At 67.5% G+C, this 20,827-nt stretch carries 16 protein-coding genes and 1 riboswitch; of the genes, 5 read left to right on the forward strand and 11 right to left on the reverse strand.

Features of this window, described 5'->3' with window-relative positions; translation table 11 throughout:
• Positions 1-83: 83 nt before the first annotated feature.
• From LYSHEL_RS08080 to LYSHEL_RS08095, 4 genes are all read right to left on the reverse strand, one after another.
• On the reverse strand, positions 84-1,313 hold the full coding sequence (locus LYSHEL_RS08080; protein WP_213433346.1) for an ABC transporter permease: 1,230 nt from the start codon (positions 1,311-1,313) through the stop codon (positions 84-86).
• A gap of 11 nt (positions 1,314-1,324) precedes the next feature.
• Positions 1,325-2,644, reverse strand: a complete 1,320-nt coding sequence (locus tag LYSHEL_RS08085) for an ABC transporter permease (protein ID WP_213433348.1) — start codon at positions 2,642-2,644, stop codon at positions 1,325-1,327.
• Positions 2,645-2,656: 12 nt separating this feature from the next.
• Positions 2,657-3,373: an ABC transporter ATP-binding protein gene (locus LYSHEL_RS08090; protein WP_213433350.1), complete on the reverse strand. Its 717-nt coding sequence runs from the start codon at positions 3,371-3,373 to the stop codon at positions 2,657-2,659.
• Between the two features lie 78 nt (positions 3,374-3,451).
• A complete protein-coding gene (locus tag LYSHEL_RS08095) occupies positions 3,452-4,750 on the reverse strand; it encodes an efflux RND transporter periplasmic adaptor subunit (RefSeq protein WP_213433352.1) in 1,299 nt (432 codons plus the stop codon).
• 201 nt (positions 4,751-4,951) lie between these two features.
• On the opposite strand from LYSHEL_RS08095, the gene glmS reads away from it, so the two are divergent.
• Positions 4,952-6,790 carry a glutamine--fructose-6-phosphate transaminase (isomerizing) gene (glmS, locus tag LYSHEL_RS08100; protein ID WP_213433354.1) on the forward strand — a complete coding sequence of 613 codons (1,839 nt, stop codon included), beginning with the start codon at positions 4,952-4,954 and terminating at the stop codon, positions 6,788-6,790.
• A gap of 15 nt (positions 6,791-6,805) precedes the next feature.
• On the opposite strand, the gene LYSHEL_RS08105 is transcribed toward glmS, so the two are convergent.
• The 6 genes from LYSHEL_RS08105 to LYSHEL_RS08130 form a co-directional block, all read right to left on the reverse strand.
• Positions 6,806-9,130 (reverse strand): lanthionine synthetase LanC family protein, encoded by a 2,325-nt coding sequence (locus LYSHEL_RS08105; protein WP_213433356.1) that lies wholly within the window; start codon positions 9,128-9,130, stop codon positions 6,806-6,808.
• A gap of 4 nt (positions 9,131-9,134) precedes the next feature.
• Positions 9,135-10,172 carry a hypothetical protein gene (locus LYSHEL_RS08110; RefSeq protein WP_213433358.1) on the reverse strand — a complete coding sequence of 346 codons (1,038 nt, stop codon included), beginning with the start codon at positions 10,170-10,172 and terminating at the stop codon, positions 9,135-9,137.
• 59 nt (positions 10,173-10,231) lie between these two features.
• Positions 10,232-10,960: a hypothetical protein gene (locus tag LYSHEL_RS08115; RefSeq protein ID WP_213433360.1), complete on the reverse strand. Its 729-nt coding sequence runs from the start codon at positions 10,958-10,960 to the stop codon at positions 10,232-10,234.
• A gap of 234 nt (positions 10,961-11,194) precedes the next feature.
• A complete protein-coding gene (gene btuB, locus LYSHEL_RS08120; protein ID WP_213433362.1) occupies positions 11,195-13,084 on the reverse strand; it encodes a TonB-dependent vitamin B12 receptor in 1,890 nt (629 codons plus the stop codon).
• 140 nt (positions 13,085-13,224) lie between these two features.
• Positions 13,225-13,467: riboswitch (cobalamin riboswitch) on the reverse strand.
• A 31-nt stretch (positions 13,468-13,498) separates the two neighbouring features.
• Positions 13,499-13,876 (reverse strand): TfoX/Sxy family protein, encoded by a 378-nt coding sequence (locus LYSHEL_RS08125; RefSeq protein WP_213433364.1) that lies wholly within the window; start codon positions 13,874-13,876, stop codon positions 13,499-13,501.
• Positions 13,873-14,355, reverse strand: a complete 483-nt coding sequence (locus LYSHEL_RS08130) for a GAF domain-containing protein (protein WP_213433366.1) — start codon at positions 14,353-14,355, stop codon at positions 13,873-13,875. Before LYSHEL_RS08130 ends, LYSHEL_RS08125 begins: the two co-directional genes overlap by 4 nt.
• A gap of 75 nt (positions 14,356-14,430) precedes the next feature.
• On the opposite strand from LYSHEL_RS08130, the gene LYSHEL_RS08135 reads away from it, so the two are divergent.
• From LYSHEL_RS08135 to LYSHEL_RS08150, 4 genes are all read left to right on the forward strand, one after another.
• The gene (locus LYSHEL_RS08135) at positions 14,431-15,165 is read left to right on the forward strand and encodes a TMEM175 family protein (protein ID WP_213433367.1); all 735 of its coding nucleotides are present in this window, start codon (positions 14,431-14,433) and stop codon (positions 15,163-15,165) included.
• Positions 15,162-15,845: a dethiobiotin synthase gene (gene bioD, locus LYSHEL_RS08140; protein ID WP_213433368.1), complete on the forward strand. Its 684-nt coding sequence runs from the start codon at positions 15,162-15,164 to the stop codon at positions 15,843-15,845. Before LYSHEL_RS08135 ends, bioD begins: the two co-directional genes overlap by 4 nt.
• A 185-nt stretch (positions 15,846-16,030) precedes the next feature.
• Positions 16,031-17,200, forward strand: a complete 1,170-nt coding sequence (locus LYSHEL_RS08145) for an efflux RND transporter periplasmic adaptor subunit (RefSeq protein WP_213433369.1) — start codon at positions 16,031-16,033, stop codon at positions 17,198-17,200.
• A 6-nt stretch (positions 17,201-17,206) separates the two neighbouring features.
• The gene (locus LYSHEL_RS08150; RefSeq protein ID WP_213433370.1) at positions 17,207-20,344 is read left to right on the forward strand and encodes a multidrug efflux RND transporter permease subunit; all 3,138 of its coding nucleotides are present in this window, start codon (positions 17,207-17,209) and stop codon (positions 20,342-20,344) included.
• A 78-nt stretch (positions 20,345-20,422) separates the two neighbouring features.
• On the opposite strand, the gene LYSHEL_RS08155 is transcribed toward LYSHEL_RS08150, so the two are convergent.
• Positions 20,423-20,818 (reverse strand): phasin family protein, encoded by a 396-nt coding sequence (locus LYSHEL_RS08155; RefSeq protein WP_213433371.1) that lies wholly within the window; start codon positions 20,816-20,818, stop codon positions 20,423-20,425.
• Positions 20,819-20,827: the final 9 nt, after the last annotated feature.

A 20,827-nucleotide genomic window follows, 5' to 3' on the forward strand; every position in this document is an offset into this window, starting at 1 on the left:
GTGCGAAGCGTACAGGCTGGGCGATCGTGAAAGGACTGCGCCGCCCGGAGGCGGCGCAGGAGACACCCCGTGGGGGAGGTGTGTCAGACGGAACGCGTGGCCACGGCCGGCGGCACCGCGGCGGCGCGCCGCGCGGGACCGAACACCGACACCTGGCCCAGCAGCCACAGCACCACCGCGCCGATCGGCAGGTACAGGATCGGCAGGCGCGGCAGTTCGTACTTGCCCATCAGCATCTGGTTGATGCCGAAGGCCAGGACCATGCCGAGCACGATGCCGAGCGTGGCGAGCAGGAAGTTCTCGGTCTGGAAGTAGCGCAGGATCTGGCCCTTCGTCGCGCCCAGCGCGCGCCGCACGCCGATCTGCCGCGTGCGCTGCTGCACCCAGAAGCTGGCCAGGCCCACGATGCCGAGCGCGGTGACGATCAGCAGCGCCACGATCACCGCCGACAGCATCCACGCCATCGAACGATCGCCGCGGAAGAAATCGGAACGCATCTCTTCCATCGTCTGCTTCTCGGTGACCAGGCGGTTGTTGGCGTTGCCGAGCAACGTCTTTTCCGCCGCGGCGAGCGTGGCCTGGCGCTGGCCCGGATCGTCCACGCGGAGCACGTAGTTGCCGCCGACCGTGTAGGGCACGCGCACCGGCAACAGCTGCGCGTATTCGAACTCGCCGAAACCGCCGTTGTTGTTGGGGCGCACCATGTGCTCGATGATCCCGACCACGCGCGTGGGTTCGTCGCCCCAGCTGTAGTACTGCTTGCCGATCGGGTTTTCGCCGGGCCACAGCTTGTCGGCCGTCGCGCGCGTCAGGATCGCCACGTGCGGCTGGACCTTGCTGTTCGGCTTGTCCATGTCCTCCCACGTCACGACGTCTTCGGGCGTGAAGTTGCGGCCGGCGACGATCTTCAGGCCCATCGTGCCGACGAACTGCACGTCGCCCATGTAGACGGTGGCGTTGAGGTTCTGGTGCGTCTGTTCCTTCGTCAGGTTGACGCTGCTGTTCCAGGAACTGTTGTTGAAGGGCACCTGGTTGGTCACCGTGGCGTCCTTGACGCCGGGCAGCGCGCGCAGGGCCGCCAGGTCGCTCTGCGTGAGCGCGCCGGCGTTGTCGTTCGTGCCGATGCCACCGGCCTGCACGCGCACGATGTGCGTCTCGTCGAAGCCGCTGGTGCGGTTGATCGCCTCCAGGCGTTGGCTGATCAGGAACAACGCGTTGCAGATGATCGCGCAGCTCAGGGCGATCTCCAGCACGATGAGGGAGGCCGCGGTCTTGTGCCGGCGGAGCGTGGAAAGGATGGGGCGGAGTTCCATGGCGGGCTCCCTTACTGCGACTTGAGTTGGACGGCGGGCGTCACCTGGCACGCATGCCAGGCGGGCACGAGCCCGGCGAGCACGCTGGCGATGACGGCCAGCGCGAACGTAGCGAGGAACATGGTCGGATCCAGGTGCGCGAGGTCCGCGTAACCGACCGGCTGCTGGCGCACGGCCCACAGGCCGAGCATCGCAAGGCCCAGGCCCAGCACGCCGCCGGCAAGACCGACCGTGCCGGCTTCCACCAGGCACTGCGCGAAGATCGCGCGGCGCGAGGCACCGAGCGCGCGACGCACGCCGATTTCACCGGAGCGACGCAGGAACTTGGCGAGCAGCAGGCCGACCGTGTTGAGCAGGCACACCGCAAGGAAGCCGAAGGCGAGCCACACCTGCAGGCGCACGTCGCTCGGGACGACATTCCTGAAGTCCAGCCACTCCATCACGTTGCGCAGGCGCACGTTGGTCGGACGCGCGTAGCGGCCCGCGGCGTGCTGGTTGTCGGAATAGTTGGTGAGGTAGCGCTTGTACGCCTCGGCCTTTTCCGGCGTGTCCAGCTGCACCCAGTACTGCATCCAGGTGCACGGTGCGTTGACGCCGGTTTCGCCTTCCGGATCGTCCTCGCCATCCTTGTGGTCGTCCCAGCAGTCCATCGAACCGTTGCGGCCCATCTTGAGGTCGCGCGACGTGGTGAAGGGCAGGTAGATCTGTTCGGCTTCGCCGTAGCGATCGGAGTTGAGGTCGTAGAACTTCGGCTTCGGGCGGAAGTCCTCCATCACGCCGACGACGCGGAAGTCGGTGCCGTCCATGCGCAGGGTCTTGCCAACCGCCTGCACGGTGCCGTACAGCTTTTCGGCGAGCTTGCGCGTGATCACCGCCACGCGGTCGTGCGCGTCGTCCTGCGCCTTGTTCCAGCCGCTGCCGGCGAGGAAGGGCGGCTCGAACATCGGGAAGAAGTCCGCCGAGGTGTAGCGCGCATCGAGCGCGAAGGGTTCCAGGCCCGCGCGCTCGGGTTGCACGGCCACGCCGCCGCCGGTCATCAGCGCCTGGCGATCGCCCTTGGCTTCGCGCAGCAGCTGTTCGGCGTCGTAGCGCGTCACCTGGTCGTCGGGTTCCTCGCCCGGGGTGTAGCCGTCCATGCTTTGCGGATCCAGCTGCGGGATGAAGAGCTTCGCGCTCTTCTGCGGGATCGGATCGCCCGACAGCACGTGGAAGACGGTGAGCGTGGTCATGCTGGCGCCGATGCCCAGCGCGATCGCCAGCACCATCAGCGCGGTGAGCACGCGATTGCGCCGGAAACTGCGCAACGCGAGGTCGAAGTAGTAGGCGAACATGGCGTTGCCTCCTCAGGATTCGGCGAGCGAGGCCGCGGCCACGCGGATCAGGCTCGGTTCGACCGACAGGTCGGTGGCCATGCCGTCGACGATGTGCACGTTGCGCTGCGCGCGCGCGGCCAGTTCCGGATCGTGCGTGACCATCACGATCGTGGTGCCGGCGGCGTTGATTTCCTCGAGCAGCTCGAGCACGCCGCGCGCCATCTGCGAATCCAGGTTGCCCGTGGGTTCGTCGGCGAGCAGCAGGCGCGGCGTGCCGGCGAGCGCACGCGCGATGGCCGCGCGCTGCTGCTGGCCGCCCGAGAGTTCGGCGGGGAAGTGCTTCATGCGCGACCCCAGGCCCACGCGGCCCAGCGCATCTTCGATGCGCTTCTTGCGCTCGGCGGCGTTCATGCCGCGGTAGCGCAGCGGGACGTCGACGTTGTCGAACAGGTTGAGGTCGGGGATGAGGTTGAAGCTCTGGAAGATGAAGCCGATCTTCTGGTTGCGCAGCTTGGAGCGCGCGTCGTCCGACAGGCCGCTCACGTCTTCGCCATCCAGGTGGTATTCGCCGCCGGTGAAGGATTCCAGCAGGCCGGCGATGTTGAGGAACGTCGTCTTGCCCGAGCCCGAGGGGCCGGTGACGGCGACGAACTCGCCTTCGCGCACATGCAGGTCGAGCGAACGCAGCGCGTGGGTTTCGACGAGTTCGGTGCGGTAGACCTTGGTGACCTGGCGCATGTCGAGCATGACGGTGTTCCTTCTGACGGATTCGGATTTGGTGGAAGCGGGGATCGGGATGCTTGGGGGAGGAAAAACGTTGCGTCGTTAGTGGATGGAGATGCGTTCCGCGTCGCCGAACTGGTCGCTGCCGGAGACCACGATGCGGTCGCCTTCCTTGACGCCGTCGAGCAGTTCCACCGCGCTCAGGCTGCTGGTGCCGACGCGCACCGGACGCTTGATGGCGGTGTCGCCGTCCATGACCCATGCGCTGCGGCCGCCGCCTTCGTCGACGAACGGACCGCGTTCGACCTGCAGCACGTTCTTGCGCGTGTCCATCACGATGCGCGCGGACAGGCGCTGGTTCTGGCGCAGGCCCGGCGGCTGCTTGCCGGCGAAGCGCAGGCGCGCAGTGACTTCGCCATTCACGACTTCCGGCGACACGGCGGCTACCTGCGCGGCGAACGGATCGCCGCCCGCGTTGCGGATCTGCGCGGGCATGCCGATGCCGAGGTCGCGCGCGAAGCTTTCCGGCACCTTGATCTCGACTTCGAACTCGGACAGGTCGACGACGCTCAGCACCGGCGCGTTCTGCGCGACGTTGGCGCGCTGCGCCACCTGCACCTGGCCCACCTGGCCATCGAACGGCGCACGCAGCGTGAGGCGCGCGACCTGGCGCTGCAGTTCCACCACGACCGCGCGCTGGCGATCGGCGAGCAGCTTCTTGTTGCGCGTATCCAGGCCCGCGCCCTGGCCCGTCAGCGAGAGATCGCTCTTCGCATGCGACAGGCCGATGTCGGCCTTCTTCAGCGAGTCCTGCGCGCGCGCCACGTCGACCTGCGCGACGGCGCCGCCTTCGTAGGCCTTCTGGTTGCGCTCGAGGTCGCGCACCGCGGCCTGGCGATCGATGTTGGCCTGGTCGAGCAGCTTGCGGGCGTTGGCGCGCGCGAGTTCCGCATCCAGGCCGGCGCGGCTGGCTTCGGCTTCCAGGCTGGCGAGCGTGGCTTCTTCCTGCGCGAGCTGGCTCCGCAATTCGGGGCTGTCGATCTCGGCGAGCGGCTGGTCCTTGGTGACCTTGTCGCCGGCAACGACTTTCAGCGTGACCGTGCCGCCCGCGATCGCGTACAGCACCGGGCTGTTGGCGGCGATGACGCGACCGTCGGCGGAGATGTCGCGCACGAGGTCGCCGCGCGTGACTTCCGCGATGCGCACGCGTGACGAATCGACCGAGCGGTTGCCGGCGCTCCAGCCGGTGGCGACCCAGCCGATCATCAGCAGCAGGCCGACGCCGGCGGCGCCGCCGATGAGCCACGACTTCTTCAGCGGCGGCAGGCGGCGGCCGGTGGACGACGACGCGGGGGGCGGGGAGAGGGGACGATCCTGTCCGGAGGTGTCGCGGATGCTCATGGGGCGGGTCGGGCTCGCAAAGGGCACTACCCACAAGGAAGCACGGTTCGTGCCAGCTGCAAGGCCTTGATTTGCAAGGGCACGTCCGCATCTGTCCGGGTGTCCACGCGGACACGACGGCGGACGGCGGACAGTGCCTGCAGAGCTTGGCGCGTCGCGGGCCCCGTAAACTACGAACGACTTCCAGGAGTGTCCCCCTACATGTGCGGCATCGTTGGTGCGATCGCGAATCGCGATGTGGTCCCGGTCCTGATCGAAGGGCTCAAGCGGCTGGAATACCGCGGCTATGACTCGGCCGGCATCGCCGTGGTCGACGCCAACTCGCACGACGTGCGTCGCGTGCGCCGCACCGGGCGCGTGTCGGAAATGGAAGCGGCCGCGCAGGCCGAACACTTCGCCTCGCGCCTGGGCATCGGCCACACGCGCTGGGCCACGCACGGCGGCGTCACCGAAGGCAACGCGCACCCGCACGTGAGCCACAACGAACTGGCGCTGGTGCACAACGGCATCATCGAGAACCACGAGCAGCAGCGCGATCGCCTGCGCGCGCTCGGGTACGAGTTCGAATCGCAGACCGATACCGAAGTCATCGCGCACCTGATCCACTACTACCGCGCGCAGGGCGAAAACCTGCTGGGCGCGCTGCAGAAGGCCGTGCGCGAACTGCACGGCGCGTACGCGATCGCGGTGATCGACAAGCGCGATCCCGACCGCATGGTCGCCGCGCGCATGGGCTGCCCGCTGCTGGTGGGCCTGGGCGACGGCGAGAACTTCGTCGCGTCCGACGTCTCGGCCATCGTGACGTCCACGCGCCGGGTAATCTTCCTGGAAGAAGGCGACACCGCCGAACTCACGCGCGACAGCGTGCGCGTGTTCGACGCCGACGGCCAGCCGATCGAGCGCGAAGTGCACGTCTCCGACGTGTCGCTGGCCTCGCTGGAACTCGGCCCGTACCGCCACTTCATGCAGAAGGAAATCCACGAGCAGCCCCGCGCCGTGGCCGACACCATCGAAGCGGTGATCGACAACAACGGTTTCTCGGCCTCGCTGTTCGGCGACGGCGCCGATGCGTTGATGCGCGACGTGGAAGCCGTGCAGATCCTCGCGTGCGGCACGAGCTACTACGCCGGGCTGGTGGCGCGTTACTGGATCGAATCGATCGTCGGCATCCCGTGCGCGGTCGACATCGCCAGCGAGTATCGCTATCGCCAGGTCGTCGCCAACCCGAAGCAGCTGGTCGTCACCATCTCGCAGTCGGGCGAAACGCTCGACACGATGGAAGCGCTGAAGTACGCCAAGTCGCTGGGCCACGAACGCACGCTGTCGATCTGCAACGTGCCCGAGAGCGCCATCCCGCGCGCCAGCAAGCTGGTGTACTACACGCGCGCCGGTGCGGAAATCGGCGTGGCCTCGACCAAGGCCTTCACCACGCAGCTCGTCGCGTTGTTCACGCTGACCTGCACGCTCGCCAAGCTGCGCGGCGCGATGGATGCCGAACTGGAGCAGGGGCATCTCGAATGTCTGCGCCAGTTGCCGGGCAGCGTGCAGCACGCGCTGAACCTGGAACCGCAGATCGTGGCGTGGGCCGAGAAATTCGCGGGCAAGCAGCACGCGCTGTTCCTCGGCCGCGGCATGCACTATCCGATCGCGCTCGAGGGTGCGCTCAAGCTCAAGGAAATCTCGTACATCCACGCCGAGGCGTATCCGGCGGGCGAACTCAAGCACGGCCCGCTCGCGCTGGTGGACAGCGACATGCCGGTGGTGGTGATCGCGCCGAACGACAAGCTGCTGGAAAAGGTGAAGTCGAACATCCAGGAGGTGCGCGCGCGCGGCGGCGAGATGTTCGTGTTCGCCGACGCCGACAGCCAGTTCGGCGAATCCGAAGCGGTGCACGTGATCCGCACCCCGCGCCACGTCGGCGTGCTCTCGCCGATCGTGCATGCGATCCCGGTGCAGTTGCTGGCGTACCACGCGGCGCTCGCGCGCGGCACGGACGTGGACAAGCCGCGCAACCTCGCCAAGTCGGTGACGGTGGAATGACGCGAGCGCGTTTGCTCACGCGGTGAAAAAGGGGAAATGGGCGCCGGAAGGGTCGTCCAGTTCGGCGGCGAGGATCGCAGTCCCGATCTCGCCCTTGTACAGGCTGTGAGCCGTCAACTTTGCCGATCCGGACGCTGCGATGGCACGGTTTGCAAGATCGCGCGCCGCATCGCGCCATTCCGCGGACGGCTCGCTGCGGTGCATGTCCAGCAACGCGTAGGCTTGGCCGGTCGTCCCGCAGCACAACTGCCCGACGGCATGCGGATCGGAAGCGGCATGGCGCGCCGCGCCGCGCGCCAGCGCCTTGTAGTCCTCATCGCCGAATGCGCGCCATGCGGCGAGCCAGAGGTGCACGTAGCCAGCCGATCCATGACACCAGCCCGTCCAGAAGGCCGAGCGTTCCGCAGATCCGGCGCCCCGCGGCCAGCGCAAAGCGTTTAGCCCCCAGGGCTGCGCGTAGCCCGCCAATGCATCGCACGCCTCGCGCACGCCAGCGAGCGAACATTGATCCTGTGCCGTATCCCAGCGGAGCGTGGCGTAAAGGATTCCCGCCCAACCGTGTGCGATGCCGAAGTAGGAAGGTCCCTTGGAGTCACCGGGAAGCGCGTCGCGCAGGGCGCGCCAGAGCGATCTACGCAATTCGCCACCTCGGCCATCTAGCGTGGTGGGTACGGGCAATGCGTTGCGCACGAGCTGTTCGCGCAAATTCGCGCAGCCTAGAAGGACACTTGCAATCCCCACGGTAGCGTCAAGTCCCTGAGCCGGCTGGTGGGTGGACGCGATGAACGCTTCGATCGCCACGCGGAGTGCATTGCGATCCCGTCGCGCGATCGCCACGTACGCAGCGACGGTGTGCGGACCGCCATGCGCATGTAGCGGCGATGCAAGGCCCACCGTGCGCTGCGTGAGATCGAGGTCCGCGCTTTCGAAGGCGGTGGGCGTATGCGATTCCCGCACGGCCCGGCACGCCCACGCATCGGCGAGCGCCAACAAGCGCGGATCTTCGCGACGCAACGCAACGCGCAAGTGCATCAGCGCAATCCCGGCGGCGCCAAACGCTACCGAGGCCGTGGCGTCGCGAGGCCACGGTCCTTCCAGCAGCGGACTGTCCCAGTCGTATCGTTTCAGGATGCTGTCGATGAACGCACGCGATTCGTCGTCCCCCGTGACGGCGGCATCGGTCAGGGCCGATTCGCCCGCGCATGTCGCCAAGCCTTCCAGCGCGCATGCGAATGCATGCAGGTCGTCGAAGCGCTCAGCCGGATCCTTGTTCAGTGCTCGCGCGAATATCGCATCGGCGTCTCGTCGAAAATCGACCCCGCCCAAGCCCACCCCGATCGGCGGCGTCGTCGCGATTTCCTCCCAGGCGCGCTGCTGGTCGATCGACAACGCGATCGGGAATTTGTCGAAGAGCAAACGGTACACGAGCACGGCCAAGGCATATTGTTCGCTACGAAATGTGGCGGCCGGTGGCGGCGCACCGGCTAGCTTGGCCTGCGCGTACTCCGGTTCGAAATAGAGCGCATTTCCTCCGCGAGGGACTGTTCCGGCGTGCGCCGACACCACGCGCGCCAGTCCGAAATCGAGAATGGTCGCCATGCCATCAGCATCGACCAGGACGTTGCCCGCATGAATGTCGCCATGGACGATGTCTCGATCGTGCAACGCGGCGCAGGCGCGGAGGATCGCAACGCCTAAGGTGACGCGCGCAGGCAGCGAGGCCTCCTTTGCCCAGTGCAGCGGATCTCGGCCCTCGATCCATTCCAGTCGCAGGAAGTCGCGACCCTCCCAAGTGCCCGCTTCGATCAGTCTCGGCACGCAGCAGCCGTCGGCATGCGCCAGCATTGCGCGCTCGCGGTCGAATGCCGCATTCCGATCTACGCCTGGACGGGCGATCTTCAATGCTGCCGTGCCGCCCCCGTCCGATCCCGTGCAATAAACCTCAACGTCTTCCAGCGACTGCACGCAATGCAACACGTCGAATGCACCGCCGCGCGACAGGGTCGGAGCGAGTGCGTTGGCACCGGACTCTCCGGGGGCAACCAGCACCCCCTCTCGCCTGCACTGCCGAAGCAGGGGATAGGCCTCCATCAGGACTTGCCTCGGATCGAGCGCGTGGCGCAGCGCGAAGTCGACAATGGCATCCGCCACCGTGGTTGGGGTGCCGAACGCATTGAGCAGTTCGGCGCCCGCCGCATCGAGCGTTCGGGATGTCGCGCGGCTCCGGACTCGGCTCTGCACGCTGTGTGCGTCCTCGGCCAGTTGGTCGCGCACGCTGGGGTCGAGCGCGGACACCGGCGTGACCCGGACGTCGGGGTGAAGGACCAGCGCTTCGGCCAACGACTCACGCATGAGCGGGATGGACCCCCGGGTCGAGGGGCGCCCACGTGGTCGTGTCGACGCCCTCGAGCCGCAGGCGCTCCAGCGCGAATTGCAGCGGCGATTCGGCCAGGCGGGCGCCACCGCACAAGGTCACGGCAAGACGATCGGTGATCCATCGACGCCAGCTGGGACCTTGCCAAGGAAGGCGCGCGTCATCCCGGGGTGGGTCTGCTCCCCAGGACAGAACGCCACGCGATTCCAGCGCCGCCGTGAAGGGAACGCCATGCGCAGGCAGCGTTGCAACGATCGGCGACAACGCGGCGCACAACTCCTCGAGCGCCTTTCGATCCGGGAGATAGACCACGCATTTGTCGGGCCTAAGTAGCTGCTCGGTGTCCGACCCGATCTTGAAGCCACACACCGGCAGCGCATCGAACACCTTCATCAATCGTTCGAAGACCTCGACGAAAGCAGACGGCATCGGGCTGACATATGCTTTGCAGCGCGCGGGCGGGGCCCCTCGGCGTGAGAAATAGCGCCAGTATTCGGTCGTCGACGTGGACCACTCCAGCGGCGGCGCGAGTCGCCAGATTCCCGCGCGTTCGGCTGCCTCGCCGAGCGACGAAACGATCTCCGGCGTCTGCGGCAGCCGGAAGTAGTCGTACAGGCGGGAGGACAACACCAGCGGATCGTGCAGGCGCAACGCGGCCGCGTATCGAAGCGCATCCAGCGACAGGCGCCCGATGACGCCTTCGCCGACGAGATTTGCGTCCGGGCGTTCGATGGGACACCACGCGGCACCACCAACGAACCCGCGCTCGGTCTCGATCTCGATGATGTGGTCCAGCACGAGGCGTGCGACTGCGGCGTTGGCGACACCTTCGTCCGGATCGAGCAGGCATCGCGGCAGCGCGCCGGGCGTGCGTAGCGACAGCCACAGCAGTGCGGTGCGCAGGCAGACGGCCTTCATGTCTTCGCCGTCGCGCGCTGGCTTCAGGACACCGAAACACTCAGGATCATTGCGCAACCCTGCGAGGGTGCGCTGCTCGGTCGTCGCCATGCGCTCGAACTGCACGAGTTCGAAGGCGGCGCTCGTGCGGAACGTGGCGTCCAGCAGATTCAACGCTTCTGTTCGCCTGACAGTGCACGGACGCGCTCAAGCCGGGCGATCGCATCCTGCAGCGCCGCTCGCAACGCGGTGATCTCCGCGCTCGTGGTCGGCGCGCGCGCCGCGCCATTCACACCGGTGGCGATGGTGACGTGGCCGAGCAACGCCTGGAGCTCGAAGCGCTCGCGCTCTTCCATTGGATCGAAATCTTCCCTGGTCGACGCGTTTGTGCAACCGGTCGCCCCCGAGCAGCCCGCGACGCACGTACAGCCCGGGCAACCCGAGTCGGCGGCTGTGTCGAAAGGTTTCAGGACGCTGATCAACAGATCGCGGACGCGGAACATGCCGGCGGGCGGAATCACCGTTACCTCAGGCTTGTCGGCCTGCACGGGCTTGAGGGCGTCGACTTCCTTCAGTGTTGCCTGCAGCCGCTCGATGAGGGCATCGGATTCCTGGAGCGAACGCGGCCGCAGGGTGGCGCGTTCACGGTGGCGCGCGCGAACCCGAACGAGCGCCTGCTCGAGGAGAGCTTCGAGTTTCACGAGTTCGGCGGGATCCTCGAACTGCGGCGGGCAGTGTTCGCTGAAGTCGGAGCGTTGGTTGCTGCAGCCTCCGGGACAATCGCTGTACTGGTTCGTACACCCGTTGCAGTGCGTGTCGGGCGAACAATTGCCGCACTCGTTGATGTCGAGCTTCGCGCCGGGGATCAGGCTGACGATGAGATTGTTGACCTTGAACATGGCGCCCTCGCGTGCGAGTGATCTCGCATGCAAAGGAGCACGGCTCGCGGCGCGCGGGCCGGTCAGCGGGTGGCAGTGAACGTCGGTATCGGAACGCTACCCTCGATGCGACTGGACGGCGCCGCAAAGAGGGTTCGGCCCGTCGGGGAGACCGCAAGTGGCGGATTGACGTGAATCTGACTCACGTCGTGAACGGCCGTGGGCGCGGCCTTATTGCCGCGCCCACGGTCTTGTTCAATCAGGCGAATACCGCAAGGTCAACCCGTATTCGCGACCAGCCTGCGCGTAATACGCAGACGTCTCGTAGTCGTGGTCGAACACGTTGCTCGCGCGCGCCTGCAGCGTCCAGGCATCGGCCACGCGCCACTCGGCGCGCAGGTCGAGCGTGGAGAAGCCGGCGACTTCGAGCGTGTTGGCGACGTCGTCGAAGCGACGGCCTTCGCCGATCACCGTGGCCCCGATGCGCCAATCACCGAATGCGCGATCGACGTCCAGGCGCGCGGTCTTCTGCGCACGACGCGGCAGGAGCTTGTCGTAGTTCTCGCTGTCGTTGGTCCGGCTGCGGTTGCGCGGGTCGAGCCAGCTCGCCGCGCCGGTGATGTCCCAGCCGCCCAGCGTCGTGCCGGCCGTGAGTTCGGCGCCGCGAATGCGCGCCTGTTCGAGGTTGTTCGCCATGAACAAGGTGCTGTCGTAGACGATCAGGTCGTCGATGCGCGTCTGGTAGGCATCGAGCTGCCAATGCCATGCGTCGTGGCGCTGCCCCAGGCCGATGTCGAAGCTGTCCGAGGTTTCCGGCGACAGGTCCGGGTTGCCGTAGAACGGGAAGTACAACTCGTTGAAGGTCGGGGCCTTGAATGCGTTGCCGGCGCTGGCGGAGACGCGCAAGCCGTGCGACAGGTCGATGCCCCACGCGAGGCTGCCGGTCGAATGCCCGCCGAACTGTTCGTTGTCGTCGTGGCGCACGCTTGCCTGCACGTCGTTTCGGCCCAGGTCGCCTTGGTATTGCAGGAACACCGCACGGTTGTTGCGCGACCGCACCACGTTGCTGAAGGGATCGAACGCATCCAGGATCACCGCCGCATCGCGCGCCCAGTCGAAGCCTGCGGTGACCAGGTGTCCCTCGGCCACGCGGATGTCACCCTGCAGCGACGCGCCGTCGCGCTTGCTCTCGAAGCTGCCCAGCGGATCGTTGTCGCGCGACTGCACCGAGCGATCGACGTTGCGGCCGGCGGACAAGGTCCACGTGCTGCGCGCCAGTTCGTACTTCGCCTTGCCGCCGACGACCTGCTGCAGCGTCCTGGACAGGTCGGGCAAGCCGAACGCAGGTTCCGCGTCGTATTCGTTGCGGCCTTCGGCGCGCAGCACGTTCGCGTCCAGCGTGAGTGCATCGACCGGCTTGATGCCGGCGCGCAGCGAGACGGAATTGTTTTCGTAGCCGTCGTTGTCCGGATCCGGGTTTTCCATGAAGCAACCCGCGAACACGGGCGAAACCGCCCCCGTGCACGACTGGAAGCCATCGCTGGACTGGTGCGCGTAATCCGCGCCGAACCACGCGCGATCGAAGCCCACGTCCAGGCCCGCGCTCGCTTCGCGCAGGTTGTGGCTGCCGCCGCCGAGCTTGAAGCGCGTGCGCACGCCCGACTGCGGATGGCGCGTGAACACCTGGATGACGCCGCCGATCGCCTCGGAGCCGTACAGGCTCGAACGCGGGCCGCGCACGATTTCGATGCGGTCGATCATTTCGACCGGCAAATCCTGGATCGACGTGAGGCCCGACGTCGACGAGCCCACGCGCACGCCATCGACGAGGAACAGCGTGTGGTCGGATTCGGTGCCGCGCATGAACACCGTCGTGAGCTTGCCCAGGCCGCCCTGGTTGACGAGGTTGACGCCGGCGCGGCCGCGCAGCAGGTCGGCGAGCGAACGCGCCTGCGCGCGCTCGATCTCCGCGCGATCGATCACTTCGACCGGCGCGAGCGAATCATCGACGGTGACCGCGGTGCGCGTGCCGGTGACGACGACGCGGTCGAGCGCATCGGCGTCGCTCGCGTCCTGCGCATGCACGGGGGAAGAGGGAAGGAACACGGCCAACGCGATCGCAGTGGCCAGGGAAGTACGGAACATGGATTCAGCTCTCCGGCGCGCACGCCCGCGCGCCTTGGGTCAGCAAGGAAAGTCGCGGACGGAGGGAGCGAAGCGGATACGCGGGGCCGGGGGACAGCGAAACCAGCGACGGCGTGGCCGCCGCGATGCCCTCCGCATCGCAACCAGTCGACTCCGTGGCCGGTCTCCGGGCTTGCGCGCCGGACCGCCGTGCATCGATCGATGCGGGGCGGTCCCGGCCCGGGCGCCTTCCCGTGCGATGCACAGTGGCGGATGCCTGGGCCTTTGCGTGCCTACCGTTGCGGGGGCAGCGCCGGAATGGGATCGCTGTGCGATCCGTCACCGGCTTCCCGTTTCAACCCTTCGACGACAGCCGTCGGGTCACCACGAAGCGGGCGCAGTGTACTGCAGCGTGGGGCGCGCGGGCGCCGCGGGTCAGTCGGCGTCGCCGACCGGTTCGTCCAGCAGCTCGAACGCGGGCGCCGAATCCATGTGATTGTCGGCGACCTGCGTGGTCGTGACGGGCGAGGCGGCCGGGCGGTTGCGCGGCGGCGGGAGCAGGGCGATGGCGGCTTCGGCGGCCTGCACGAGCTCGCTGCGGCGCGCCTCGGGGACTTCCTGCCAGTGGCAGTCGAGCAACGCGCCTTCGAGCGCGTAGAGCAGGTTGAGGCTCGGCTTGAAGCCCGCGCGCTTGACGCGCATGAAGGCATCCACCGCGCCGACGGCTTCGAGGTCTTCGCGCGAACGCAGGCCGACCTGGCGCAGCCACGCCGCGCTCTTGGGACCGATGTTCCGCAATTTGACCGTGCTCACGCCATCGACTCCAGGAAAAGACGGGCGATTGTTTCCAACCCTGCCTGGTCTTCAACGCTGAAACGCGCGGGAACCGGACTGTCGATGTCGAACACGCCGACCAGCGCGCCGTCCTTCACGAGCGGCACCACCAGTTCCGACATCGAGGCCGAGTCGCAGGCGATGTGGCCCGGGAAGGCGTGCACGTCGTCGATGCGCTGCGTGGTGCGCGTGGTGGCCGCCTTGCCGCACACGCCCTTGTCGAGCGGGATGCGGATGCAGGCGGGCAGGCCCTGGAACGGGCCGACCACGAGCTCGGTGCCGTCGAAGAAATAGAAGCCCACCCAGTTGAGGTCGGGCAGCGCGTTGAAGACCAGCGCGGACAGGTTGGCGGCGTTGGCGATGCGGTCGCGCTCGCCGTACACCAGGGCGGCGGCCTGTTCGGCCAGCTGGGCGTATTGCGCCGGCTTGTCGCCGGACAGCGTGGAGGTCGTGAACATGCGCGGGAGTGTAGCAGCGGGGTCCTTCGGACCTCGTTACCATGCCCCCGCGCGCAGCATGCAAGGGGAGCGTCCATGGACTTGTCGCCACTGCCGGTCGAAGACGGCTTCCGCCTGCGCGGACAGAGCGTCACGCGGCTCGAAACCTTCGTCGATGCGGCCTTCGCGTTCTCGCTGACGCTGCTGGTGATCTTCTACAACGAACTGCCCGACACGGTCGCCGAATTGCGCGAGGCGCTGCGGCGCGTGCCGACGTTCGCCGCGTGCTTCGCGTTGCTGGCGTTGTTCTGGACGGCGCACAACCGGTGGAGCCGGCGGTTCGGGCTCGAGGATGCGAAGTCGACGGTGCTGAGCCTGTCGTTCGTCCTCGTCGTGCTGGTGTACGTGTATCCGTTGCGCATGGTGACGTCGAGCGGCCTGTCGCTGCTCACGCACGGCTTCGTGCCGAGCGAGCTGGGCATCGACCACGCGCACTGGATGCTCGACCTGCAGACGGCCTTCATGGTGTACGGCGCGGGGTTCGCGGCGTTGTCGTGGATCCTGTGGCGGCTCAATGCGCACGCGCTGCGGCGCGCGGATTTCCTCGAGCTGGATGCAGGCGAGCGCTTCCGCACGCAGAGCGAGATCGGCGCGTATGCGTTGATGACCGCGAGCGCGGCGGCGAGCGTGGTACTCAGCATGTTCCTGCTCGTGGCGCCGCCGTGGTTCCTCAACAACCTCACCGTCGGCGGGCCGATGTGGCTGTACTCGATCATGGGCTTCGGGCTCTGGGCGTATCGCGCGCGGCGCGACCGCATGGCGCGCGCATGACACGGCGCGGCCTTTTCGTCACCGGCACCGACACGGGCGTCGGCAAGACGCTGGTGTCGTGCGCGTTGCTGCACGTGGCGCGCGCGCAAGGATTGCGCGCGGTCGGCATGAAGCCCGTCGCGAGCGGATGCGACCTCGTCGACGGTGCATGGCACAACGAAGATGCGCTGGCGTTGCAGGCCGCGAGCGATCCGCGCCCCGACTACGCCGACGTCAATCCGTTCGCGCTGGCGCATCCACTCGCGCCCGAACTCGCCGCGCGCGATGCAGGCGTGGCGGTCACGCTGGCGCCGATCCTCGCCGCGCACGCGCGCCTGCAGGCGCAGGCGGACGTGGTGGTGGTGGAAGGCGTCGGCGGCTGGGCCGCGCCGCTGTCCACGCAACTGCACCAGGCCGATCTCGTGCGCGCGCTGCACCTGCCGGTGGTGCTGGTGGTCGGGCTGCGACTCGGCTGCCTCAACCACGCGTATCTCACGCAGCGGGCGATCGCCGAGGACGGCGGCCGTTTCGCCGGCTGGATCGCGACCGGCATCGATCCCGACATGGCGCGCGCCGACGACAACGTCGCATTGCTGACGGAGCGGCTGCGTGCGCCTTGCCTGGGGCGGCTGCCCTTCGAGGCAGGGCCCGATCCCGCGCGCATGGCCAGGCTGCTGCGCTGGCCGGAGACGTCGACCTGAGCCGTTTGGTTCCTTCGCATCCTTGCGTCGAGGGCGCCAATGCCGCGATGCGACATCGCAGCCGTTTCAATCGCAACCGTTGCGACGACGCGGAAGCAACCTGACTTCCAGCAGGGTGTCCGCTGAACGCGGGCGAGGCTAAACTGCGCGGTACAAAAATTCCAACCGATCCCTCGAGGACCCGCATGCGCACCCCCCATGTCGCACTGCTCACGCTCGCCTGCATCGCCGCGTTCGGCGCAGGCTGCTCCAAGGAAGGCAACAACGCAGGTCCCGGCGGACCCGGTGGTGCCATGCCGCCGCCGGAAGTCGGCGTCGTCACCGTGCAACCGGCCTCGGTGCCACTGGTGAAGGAACTCGTCGGGCGCTTGTCCGCGTATCGCAGCGCCGATGTGCGCGCGCGCGTGCCGGGCGTGCTCCAGCGTCGCGCGTACGAAGAAGGCAGCGACGTGGCGAAGGGCCAGTTGTTGTTCGTGATCGATCCCGCGCCGTTGCAGGCCGCGCTCGGCCAGGCCGAAGCCGCGCTCGCCACCGCGAACGCCAACTACGCCAACGCGCACGCCGCGGCGGAACGCGCACGCACGCTGGCGCCGCAGAAGTTCATCTCGCAGGCGGACCTCGACAACGCGCTCGCCGCGGAACGTTCCGCGTCCGCGGCGCGCCTGTCGGGCAAGGCCGCGGTGGATGCCGCGCGCATCAACCTCGGATATGCCTCCGTGCGCGCGCCGATCAGCGGCCGCGCCGGCAAGCAGCAGGTCACCGAAGGCGCGCTGGTCGGGCAGGGCGACGCCACGCTGCTCACCACCGTCGACCAGATCGACGAGATGTACGTCAACCTCTCCATCGGCGTCGATGAACTCGACCAGGTGCGCAAGGCCAGCGACGGCGGCCAGCGCAGCGTGCAGATCCTGTTGTCGGACGGCAGCGTCTACAAGCAGGCGGGCGCGGTCGATTTCTCCGGTGACGTGGTCGATCCGTCCACCGGCGCGATCGCGATCCGCGCACGCGTGAAGAATCCCGACCACATGCTGCTGCCGGGCACGTTCGTCACCGTGCGCGCCACGATGGGCGAACAGCGCGGCGCGTATCGCGTGCCCGCACTCGCCGTGCAGCGCGACGTGACCGGCCCGTACGTGATGGTCGTGGGCGCCGACGGCAAGGTGGCGCGCAAGAACGTCACGACGGAACGCCAGGACGGCGCGGACTGGGTGGTCAGCGCCGGCGTGGCGCCGGGCGACAAGGTGGTGGTGTCGGGATTGCAGCGCGTGCAACCGGGTGCGCCGGCGAAGGCCGTGCCGTACGTGCCGGAGAAGCCCGCGGGCACTGGTGCCGCCCCCGCCGCCAAGCAGGGCTGAGCCGCCATGTCCCGTTACTTCATCAACCACCCGGTCTTCGCCTGGGTCATCGCGATCATGATCGTGATCTCCGGCGTGCTCGCGATCCGCGGGCTCGGCGTGGAGTCGTATCCGAACATCGCCCCGCCGCAGGTCGGCGTGTTCGCCGCCTATCCCGGCGCGAATGCGGAAACCGTCGAACGCGCGGTCACGCAGATCATCGAGCAGCAGCTCACCGGCATCGACAACCTGGATTACTTCAGCGCGTCGTCGGGCTCCGATGGCAGCGCCTCGCTCAACCTCACCTTCAAGCCCGGCACCGATCCCGACATCGCGCAGATGCAGGTGCAGAACAAGGTGTCGCAGGCCACGCCGCGCCTGCCCGGCGACGTGGTGCAGCAGGGCGTCACGGTGTCGAAGTCCAACAGCGGCTTCCTGCTCGTCATCGCGCTGAAGTCCAGCGATCCGGCGATCGGGAAGGACGAGCTGTCCGACTTGCTCGCCTCCAACGTGCTCGACCAGGTCGCGCGCGTGCCGGGCGTGGGCAGCACGCAGCTGTTCGGCGGCCAGTACTCGATGAACATCTGGCTCAACCCGGACAAGCTGCACGCGTACGGGCTGTCGGCCAGCGACGTGCTGTCCGCGGTGCGCGCGCAGAACGTGCAGTTCTCCGCGGGCCAGGTGGGCGGCGAACCGTCGCCGGAAACGCAGATGTTCACCGCGTCGGTCGCGGCCGAAGGGCGTTTCACCAAGCCCGAGGAGTTCGAGAACATCCTGCTGCGCGCCAACGCCAGCGGTGCCGCGGTGCGCCTGCGCGACGTTGCGCGCGTGGAGATCTCCGGTTCCGCGCACGGCTTCGACCTGCAGTGGAACGGTCAGCCGGCCGCGGGTTTCGCGGTGTCGCTCGGCCCGGGCGAGAACGCGCTGGAAGTGGCGGCGGCGGTCAAGGCGCGCATGGCGCAGTTGCAGCCGAGCTTCCCGAAGGGCGTGGAGTGGTTCGCGCCCTACGACACATCGGACTTCGTGCGCATCTCGGTCGACGAGGTGATCAAGACGCTCGGCGAAGCGATGGTGCTGGTGTTCCTGGTGATGCTGCTGTTCCTGCAGAACCTGCGCGCCACGCTCATCCCGACGCTCGTCATCCCCGTCGCGCTGCTCGGCACGTTCCTGGGCATGTACGTGCTCGGCTTCACCATCAACCAGCTCAGCCTGTTCGGCATGGTGCTGGCGATCGGCATCGTGGTCGATGACGCGATCGTGGTGATCGAGAACGTCGAACGCATCATGACCGAGGAAGGTTTGTCGCCGAAGGAGGCCACGCGCAAGGCGATGCACCAGATCACCGGTGCGGTCATCGCGATCACGCTGGTGCTGGCGGCGGTGTTCATCCCCAGCGCCCTGCAAGCGGGCAGCGCGGGCGCGGTGTACAAGCAGTTCGCGCTCACCATCGCCATGGCGATGTTGTTCTCCGCGTTCCTCGCGCTGGGCTTCACGCCGGCCCTGTGCGCCAGCCTGCTCAAGCCCTCGGCGCACCACGAAGCGCGCAACCCGATCTTCCGCGCCTTCAACAAGTTCTACGGGAAGATGAGCACGATCTACGTCGGGCACATCGGCAGCGCCGTGCGGCATGCGCCGCGCTGGATGGCGGTGTTCGCGGCGTTGGCGATCGGGTGCGGCTTCCTGTTCTGGAAGATGCCGGGCAGCTTCCTGCCGGAAGAAGACCAGGGCTACGCATTCGCCATCGTGCAGCTGCCGCCGGGCGCCACCCTGCGTCGTACCAACGCCGTGTTCGAACAGATCCGCGCGAAGGTCGACAAGATGGAAGGCTTCGACGGGATGATGCAGGTGTCCGGCTTCAGCTTCATCGGCCAGGGCGAGAACGTCGGCATGGCCTTCATCAAGCTCAAGCCGTGGGACCAGCGCAAGATCACCGCGACCGAGTTCATCCAGAACGCCAACGGTGCGTTGTTCCCGATCCGCGATGCGCAGATCTTCGTGGCCAACCTGCCGACGGTGAATGGCCTGGGCCAGTTCGGCGGCTTCGACATGTACCTGCAGGACCGCACCGGCCAGGGACGCGACGCGCTGATGGGTGCGATGGGCACGCTGCTCGGCAAGGCGGGCGAAAACAAGGCGCTGGTGGGCGTGCGACCGAACACGCTGGAGCCTTCGCCGCAGTTGAAGCTCGATGTCGATCGCTTGCAGGCGCAGGCGATGGGCCTGGAAGTCGGTGACATCTACAGCGCCATCCAGTTGATGCTGGCGCCGATCTACGTCAACGACTTCGTGCAGGGCGGGCGCGTCAAGCGCGTGAACATGCAGGCCGATGGTCCGTTCCGAACGGGGCCCGAATCGCTCGCGCATTACTACACGCCCTCCAACACCAAGGATGCGGACGGCCTGCCGACGATGATCCCGTTGTCGAACGTGGTGAAGGCGAAGTGGGAAGTCGCCTCGCCCTCGCTCACGCGCTACAACGGGTTCGCGGCGGTGGAGATCGTGGGTTCGCAGGCGCCGGGGCACAGCTCGGGTGAGGCGATGAACGCGATGCAGGCGATCGTCGAGAAGGACCTGCCCGCGGGCTTCGGATACGACTGGGCGGGGCAGTCGCACCAGGAAATCCTGTCCGGCAGCCAGACCACGATGCTGATGATCCTGTCGATCATCGTCGTGTTCCTGTGCCTGGCCGCGTTGTACGAAAGCTGGTCGGTGCCCGTCGCGGTGCTGCTGGTGGTGCCGGTGGGCGTGCTGGGCGCGGTGTTGTTGTCGATGGCGCGCGGATTGCCCAACGACATCTACTTCAAGATCGGCCTGATCACGGTGATCGGCCTGGCGGCGAAGAACGCGATCCTGATCGTCGAGTTCGCGATCCAGGAACGCAAGGAAGGCAAGCCGCTGGGCCAGGCGGTGGTCGAAGCCGCCAAGCTGCGACTGCGCCCGATCCTCATGACGTCGCTCGCCTTCATCATGGGCGTGCTGCCGCTGGCGATCTCCACCGGCGCCGGCGCGAACGCGCGGCATGCGATCGGCACGGGCGTCATCGGCGGCATGCTGGCCGCCACGTTCCTCGGCCTGCTGTTCATCCCGGTGTTCTACGCGATCGTGCGCAGGATGCTGGGCGACAAGCTGGACGTCGCGCCGAAGATCGTCCACGAAGACGACTGATCGCCTCCGTCATCGCGCACAAAAAAACCCCGGCATCGCTGCCGGGGTTTTTGTTTTGCGGTGCTTGCCGCGGAAGGCTTACTTCGCCTTCGACGCCTGCTGCACGACCGTCTCGACGTTGCTCTTGGCCTGCGCGGTGGCGGCTTCGAACTGCGACTTGGCGATCTGGCCGATGGCTTCGTTGGTCTTCAGCGTGGTGCCGAGGACTTCCTGGCCGGTGGCGAGGTTGCGCTCGGCGGTCTCGCGGACGACCTGCAGGCCCTTCGGCATGACGGTCTTGAACTGGTCGGGGGTGCGGACTTCGGCGACTTCACCGAGGAACGCGAACGTGGCGGTGGCGCCGGCTTCGATCGCGGCCAGCTGCAGGCCGAAGACCTTGGTGGCGTTGTCGAGCGCGAGGCGGTTGATCTGCGCCGCGGTGTCGGCGAACTGGCGCGAGGCGGCGGCGAACTGTTCGTTGAACTGCTGGTACATGGCAGGGAG

Source organism: Lysobacter helvus (assembly GCF_018406645.1).
Classification (GTDB): domain Bacteria; phylum Pseudomonadota; class Gammaproteobacteria; order Xanthomonadales; family Xanthomonadaceae; genus Noviluteimonas; species Noviluteimonas caseinilytica.

Bases quoted from the DNA above. Each gene is read 5' to 3' on its own strand.
- LYSHEL_RS08090 (WP_213433350.1), bottom strand. From the start codon at position 3,373: ATGCTCGACATGCGCCAGGTCACCAAGGTCTACCGCACCGAACTCGTC.
- btuB (WP_213433362.1), bottom strand. From the start codon at position 13,084: ATGTTCCGTACTTCCCTGGCCACTGCGATCGCGTTGGCCGTGTTCCTT.
- LYSHEL_RS08135 (WP_213433367.1), top strand. From the start codon at position 14,431: ATGGACTTGTCGCCACTGCCGGTCGAAGACGGCTTCCGCCTGCGCGGA.
- LYSHEL_RS08110 (WP_213433358.1), bottom strand. From the start codon at position 10,172: ATGGCGACGACCGAGCAGCGCACCCTCGCAGGGTTGCGCAATGATCCT.
- LYSHEL_RS08130 (WP_213433366.1), bottom strand. From the start codon at position 14,355: ATGTTCACGACCTCCACGCTGTCCGGCGACAAGCCGGCGCAATACGCC.
- LYSHEL_RS08145 (WP_213433369.1), top strand. From the start codon at position 16,031: ATGCGCACCCCCCATGTCGCACTGCTCACGCTCGCCTGCATCGCCGCG.
- LYSHEL_RS08150 (WP_213433370.1), top strand. From the start codon at position 17,207: ATGTCCCGTTACTTCATCAACCACCCGGTCTTCGCCTGGGTCATCGCG.
- bioD (WP_213433368.1), top strand. From the start codon at position 15,162: ATGACACGGCGCGGCCTTTTCGTCACCGGCACCGACACGGGCGTCGGC.
- glmS (WP_213433354.1), top strand. From the start codon at position 4,952: ATGTGCGGCATCGTTGGTGCGATCGCGAATCGCGATGTGGTCCCGGTC.
- LYSHEL_RS08095 (WP_213433352.1), bottom strand. From the start codon at position 4,750: ATGAGCATCCGCGACACCTCCGGACAGGATCGTCCCCTCTCCCCGCCC.
- LYSHEL_RS08115 (WP_213433360.1), bottom strand. From the start codon at position 10,960: ATGTTCAAGGTCAACAATCTCATCGTCAGCCTGATCCCCGGCGCGAAG.
- LYSHEL_RS08155 (WP_213433371.1), bottom strand. From the start codon at position 20,818: ATGTACCAGCAGTTCAACGAACAGTTCGCCGCCGCCTCGCGCCAGTTC.
- LYSHEL_RS08085 (WP_213433348.1), bottom strand. From the start codon at position 2,644: ATGTTCGCCTACTACTTCGACCTCGCGTTGCGCAGTTTCCGGCGCAAT.
- LYSHEL_RS08080 (WP_213433346.1), bottom strand. From the start codon at position 1,313: ATGGAACTCCGCCCCATCCTTTCCACGCTCCGCCGGCACAAGACCGCG.